A 4,775-nucleotide genomic window follows, 5' to 3' on the forward strand; every position below is an offset into this window, starting at 1 on the left:
GGCGGCGTAATCCTCGTGCTACCAGCTGGGGTCGGTGACTCTCCCCGGCTCGGCCTCGCGCTCACCGTGGTCGAACTCCTCGACGTCGGTGAATCGCAGTGCGGTGGTGTCATCGTCGCCCTCCGCACGCTCGGGCGAACCCGGCGGCGCGAGCGACACAGGTGGTTCGACCGGGATTTCACTGGCGAAGTCGGGCATGCCGTCGACCAGATCGGAAAGCTTCGGCAGCCGGGCACGCCGATCCGTGATGGGCGCGGCCAATTCCTGGTTCTTGCGTGTCACATCGGCCGCGGCGTCCTGCGCGACCTTGGTCACCGTTTTCGCGATCTGCGCGTAGCTCAAATCCTCGATGCCCGCGGAGAATTTGGTCTCGATGACGACACCGTTGGCATTCACGGTGACCGTCACCGTTTTATCCCGCGAGGTCGCCGTCCCGGTGAGTTTCGTCCGCTTCTGCTGAGCATCCGCGATGATCCGCATCTGCTCCTGGAATGCCTCCAGGATCGAGTCCATATCCCGCTCATCGCGTCTTGCATTACTCATTCCGGCCCTTCGGGTCAGACGAGGCGATCGAAGTTCTCGGTACCGGCTTGCTCGCCCTTGTCGAACGCGTCGGCGGCTTTGTACTGGCCGCGGGACATCCGGCGGAAGGAGGTCGCGATGTTCCGCGTGGCATCGTTGATGCTGTCCATCACGTTGTCGAAGCCCTCTGGACCGTCGCGAAACTTGCTGCCGAACTTGTCCGGCCCCGCGGCGGTGCTCGCTCGGCTCGCGGCGTCCTCGGCACTGGACACGATGCCGAGCAATTCTTCATCGGCCCTGGAAGTGTCCAGACCGGCAGTCCGCAGCTTCTCGGTGTAGTTCTCGATTTCGCCTGCCGCCATGTTGCTGTCCTTCGACTGATCGAACACCCACCTTCGATCATCGCATGAACGTCACCTGTCCAGCACGTAAAATCCCTGCGACCTGGGATCATCCGCGGACTGCACCGAATGTGTTCAGCCGCTCGGGTTCTGCCCCTTCTTCCGATTGTGCTCTTCGATAGCCCGTTCCAGCTCAGCACGGCGCGCGGCGGCATTCGAGCCGTCGAGCTGACCTGCGAAAGCGGACCGGGCCGCCGTAACCAAGCCTTCGGTGACCTCGGGATACGCTCGGGAGATATCGATCAGGGCGGTTTCGGTTTCGATGTCCAGCCCCGTTTCCGAATGCAGCCCACCACCGGTGGTGACCGACCCTAGTTCACGCTCGAAGTTGCGCCGCAGTTCGTCTTCGGAGGGGTATCGGCCTCGTACCATCGGTTCTCCCATGTGCGTAAGGGTTCCTGCGACGATTGCTCTGTGTGAATCCCTGGTCACGCCTCCACCGAGCCGTGGCGCTGCTGGAAACGCTGCTCGAACTCGGCGATGTACACCGATGGCGCCACCGACGACGAGGACTGCTCCAGCACACCGTCGTCGGCGATGTAGAAGATGGCCCGGCCGATCGAGATCTCACCCGGCTGGGTCGGCACGTAGACCATCCAGCCCACACTGATCCGGTCGGCCCGCAGCTGGTCCAGCGGATACCCGCTGGTGTCCATGCCGCGGTCCTGAATGAACTGGCGTACCCGGGAAATCGCCTCGTCCGCCGCCATCGGCTCGGGCAGCGACATCGCCATACCCGCCATGGTCAGCTGGTAGAGGGCGCTGTCGACGTCGAAATTCCCGTCGTCGCCGAACACGTCCACCAGGGTGTCGCGCGTGACGACGCCGACTTCGGCGGCCGACACCAGGGTGGTCACCGCCGCCCGCTGCTGGCCGGTCGGCTGCTCGGCCACCAGTCCGGTGATCACTTCGGCCACCGTGTCGGCGGTCCAGATACCGGGGACCGCGTCACTGAGCTGATTCGCCGGCGGCGACTCGCCGCGATACCAGTTTCCGTTCTCCCACCAGTAGCAGAACGACAACAATCCGTTGGCCGCACGTGGATTCAACACCGGATTCGCCACCCATTCCGGCGCGCCCGCGAAGAACGCGGGCATCGGCTCGCCGCCGTTATAGGTGGCATCCAGCTCCGGCGCGTTCCACACGCCACCCGACAGCACGGCCCGGCCACCAGGCAGGACATACAACGTCGAGCCACTGCGCTTGGCACCCTCGAACCAGCCGAGCGCGGGCAATACCCGTGGGCCCCACTGTGATCCGGTCGCCACGAACGCAGCTGCCATCACCGCCCACCGTGACCACATCACGGGGAAGGCGGGAAAATCCTGCTCGGACAAGACCCCGCGCACACCCGCCGCGCGATCGGCTCGCGCCTGTACCGCTGCCTCCTGCGCGGTGCGCGACTGCCTGCCGTCGTGTCCGACGTAGGCCGCCAGCCAAACCGGCAAAGTATCCCGGGGAAAAACCTCGAGGTCCGCGCGGTAGATCTCCGGCGGGAACAGTTGATCGTCCGGGAACGGCTCGTCGCCGTAGTCATAGTCGACTTCGATCTCCCCGACGTTGGTCAATGTCAGCACCAGTCGCCACCAAGGGCCGTCACTGAGCTGCGCCGACAGCTGCCGATGCTCACGTACCAGCGCGAGCACAGCCTCGGGGGGTTGGATGCGCACCGAGCGCTCTCGGTCGTCGGCGAAGACGACTTGCGCCACCTCCGCCACCGTCGTCAAGGCGAACACCGCGTCCAGCCGAGCCCAGCCTTGGGGACCCAATGCCGCCAGCTCGCGGGCGATCTGGTGATTGAGTTGCTTGGCCCGCTCGGCGATATCGGAACCCTCGTCCTCGACGAGGGTGAATTCCACGTCCGGGTCGTCGCTGTGCTCCTGGAAGCTCACCATGAACTGCCGCATGAAGGCCTCATTGGCGTCTCCCGCGGTCGGCTCCTCGGGATCGCCGCCGGACCCTGCGTCGTTGCCGGCCCCGCGGTCCTCGGCCTCGTCGTCTGGTTTGGTCACGTCGACGCGATCTCCTCATTCGTCCGCACCGAGGCACGACCCCACGCGGGAGCGGCGCGCCGGCGCCCGAGCTGTGTCACTGGTCCCATCCTGGCACAACGACCCGCCCGGCGGCCGCTGAACTACGAGGTAGTCCGCGGATCCGAACTGCCAAGCTACTTGCCCGATTGTTCCGCCGCCTTGCGCCGGTTGAACTCCTCGATCTTGCGGGCTAGCGCGGCCTGCCTGGCGGCGGCGTTCGAACCGTCCAGCTGACCGGCGAACGCGGCGCGGGCCGCATCGACGAGTTCGTCGGACACGTCCGGGTAGGCGCGCGCGATCGTCCACAGCGCCTCCTCGGTTTCCATGTCCAAGCCGTTCTCGGAGTAGATGCCGCCACCGGTGAGCACCGAAGCAAGCAACTCGTCGAAGTTGGCGCGCAGTTCGTCGTCGGTCGGATAGTCGTCGCGCACGATCCCTCCTTACTCTCGTCCATTGTCCGCGCCGGTTCATCCGGCGAAGATGCGGGTGCGCCGGACCGGGTCGGCGAGCACGTCCCGGATCAGCAAGCCGAGGTCGAAGTCGGGCGGCACCGCGGGATAGTGCACATCGCACACCACCCGGTCCGCCACGGTCAGCACCAACCGCGTGGTGCGGTTGTCCACCTGGTGCCACTGCGCGGCCACCTGCCGGTCCTCCAGATCGATCACCCGCTCGCCCGCGCGAAGAAGCAGGCGGGCGCCGTCCCGGTAGAAGACCATTGGCGTCGGCCCGAGGTCTCCGTAGACCCCGCCCACCGGCCCCACGCCGAGTGCGACGCCGCGCAGGGCTCCGGTCACGGGGTCGAAGTCGGAGACTTCACCGAACCCGGCATGCGCGCGAACCAGAATCCCGTTGCTGGTAGCAGGCCCGCCATCACCGCCGTTATCTCGCCCGTTGCCGTACGACGCACGCGGGAACGCACGCGACGGGGCGGAACCGGACGAGGGCGAGGCCATCGGCGGCATGGCGGGCATGCCCGGCGCACCGGGTTGTCCGGGCTGGCTGGGCGCTGGCGTCGGAGCGTTGAGTGCGCCGATGTCCGGCCGCGGGGTGTGCTGCTCCGCTCTTGGGGCCGAATACTCGTGAAGGCCTGCGGATTCGCGCGCCGGGACCGGTGCGGTGTGCGTGGATGGCGGGCCGCCGTTGTTTCCGGAAGTGTCCGAAGGTGGTGCGGGATCGTGCGGCTCCGAAGTTTCCGGCCAGGTGGGCACCACCTGCGTGCGCGAATAGGTCGGTGCCCCAGAGAAATTCGCTGAGCCAAGGCCTGCGCCGTTCGACCCGGCCGATTCGCTCGATGCCGCGGAACCATTCTGGGAGGACGAGGCCTCCGGCGGGAACGCGTGCGGCGGAGCAGGTGACTGCGGAGCCGTCGGGAGGTCCGGCACGTGCGGAAGCCGCTGTGACTCGGGCAAGTCCAGCGAGAACGGCGCATCCGGCGCACTCGGGTGCCCCGGGAGGTCGGGCAGTACCCGCCCATGCGGAAGCTCCGGGGCCTCCGCCGGTCCTGGTGCCGGTGGCTGGTCCGGAGCGTGCGGTAACCCTGGCGGGCACGGCACGTCAGGCGCATGCGGAAGCTCCGGCAGTTGGGGAATACCCGGAGTCTCGGGCAGATCCGGCAACCCGGGTAGATGTGGAAGCTGCGGCGCAACCGGCAGATCCGGCAGTCGCGGCGTGTCCGGGCGCTCGGGCACCTCCGGCAGTTCTGGCAGCTCCGGCGGCTGCGGCAACTCCGGATGCTCCGGCAGCCCCGGCAGTTCCGGCAACTCCGGATGCTCCGGCAGCCCCGGACGCTCCGGACGCTCCGGCCCTTCCGGCGGCT

5 protein-coding genes and 1 pseudogene are annotated in these 4,775 nt (G+C 67.3%); all 6 read right to left on the reverse strand.

Features of this window, described 5'->3' with window-relative positions:
- Positions 1-18 precede the first annotated feature (18 nt).
- On the reverse strand, positions 19-513 hold the full coding sequence (locus AB0M45_RS17760) for a YbaB/EbfC family nucleoid-associated protein (RefSeq protein ID WP_364329689.1): 495 nt from the start codon (positions 511-513) through the stop codon (positions 19-21).
- Positions 514-557: 44 nt separating this feature from the next.
- A complete protein-coding gene (locus AB0M45_RS17765) occupies positions 558-884 on the reverse strand; it encodes a hypothetical protein (protein WP_364329692.1) in 327 nt (108 codons plus the stop codon).
- 114 nt (positions 885-998) lie between these two features.
- Positions 999-1,295 (reverse strand): hypothetical protein, encoded by a 297-nt coding sequence (locus tag AB0M45_RS17770; RefSeq protein ID WP_364329695.1) that lies wholly within the window; start codon positions 1,293-1,295, stop codon positions 999-1,001.
- A 56-nt stretch (positions 1,296-1,351) separates the two neighbouring features.
- The gene (locus tag AB0M45_RS17775; RefSeq protein WP_364329698.1) at positions 1,352-2,935 is read right to left on the reverse strand and encodes a hypothetical protein; all 1,584 of its coding nucleotides are present in this window, start codon (positions 2,933-2,935) and stop codon (positions 1,352-1,354) included.
- 155 nt (positions 2,936-3,090) lie between these two features.
- Positions 3,091-3,387 (reverse strand): hypothetical protein, encoded by a 297-nt coding sequence (locus AB0M45_RS17780; protein WP_364329701.1) that lies wholly within the window; start codon positions 3,385-3,387, stop codon positions 3,091-3,093.
- 36 nt (positions 3,388-3,423) lie between these two features.
- A pseudogene (locus AB0M45_RS17785) lies at positions 3,424-4,775 on the reverse strand (hypothetical protein); the annotation flags it as partial.

Origin of the sequence: Nocardia sp. NPDC051787, assembly GCF_040681325.1 — a bacterium.
In the GTDB taxonomy this organism is placed as follows: domain Bacteria; phylum Actinomycetota; class Actinomycetes; order Mycobacteriales; family Mycobacteriaceae; genus Nocardia.